Origin of the sequence: Mesorhizobium sp. M2A.F.Ca.ET.039.01.1.1 (genome assembly GCF_003998035.1) — a bacterium.
Lineage (GTDB): Bacteria > Pseudomonadota > Alphaproteobacteria > Rhizobiales > Rhizobiaceae > Mesorhizobium.
The window spans coordinates 1-501 of the sequence record NZ_RZRY01001491.1 but is presented as its reverse complement, the minus strand read 5'-3'; the positions used below and the strand labels follow the sequence as shown (position 1 = coordinate 501).

Genomic DNA, 501 nt, shown 5'->3' with positions numbered 1-501 from the left:
AGCTGAAGCAGTGGATCCGCTTCAACCCGCGCAGCGCAATGGCTCGAGGCGATGGGCTCTTCTCAGCCGCGAGCGGCAGGCCGGTGCTGCCGACCAGCCTTGGCCGGATCGCCTTGGACCGGTTGTTCAGCGCCGCCCAGGAGAATGAGAAATACGCCCGTCAGATCGACTCATCGGCAGGGGTGGCGATCTTCTTTGCCGAGCGGCCGGACCACGACCACTGGGTCAGGGTCGGCCAGGCGTGCCAGCGCTTCGCTTTGGCCGCGACGAGCTTGGGACTTAAGCTCGCGTTCATCAACCAGCCTGTCGAGGTCGCCCGCCTGCGCGCCGACCTGGCGGGGATTGTCGGCGAGACCCGCAGGCCGGATATTGTGATGCGCTTCGGATATGGACCGGCCTTGCCGTTTTCGCCAAGGAGGCCGGTGGCTTCGGTCATCCTATGATGGTCGAGATGGTCAGAGGCGGTTGACCCGTCAGCCAGGCTGCCCGCCGGTTCTCGGC

At 65.9% G+C, this 501-nt stretch carries 1 protein-coding gene; it reads left to right on the top strand.

Going from position 1 to position 501, the window contains the following annotated elements; genetic code table 11:
- On the top strand, positions 1-443 hold a 443-nt coding region (locus EOA24_RS40605; RefSeq protein WP_189354723.1), incomplete at its 5' end, for a nitroreductase family protein.
- Between the last annotated feature and the right edge of the window lie 58 nt (positions 444-501).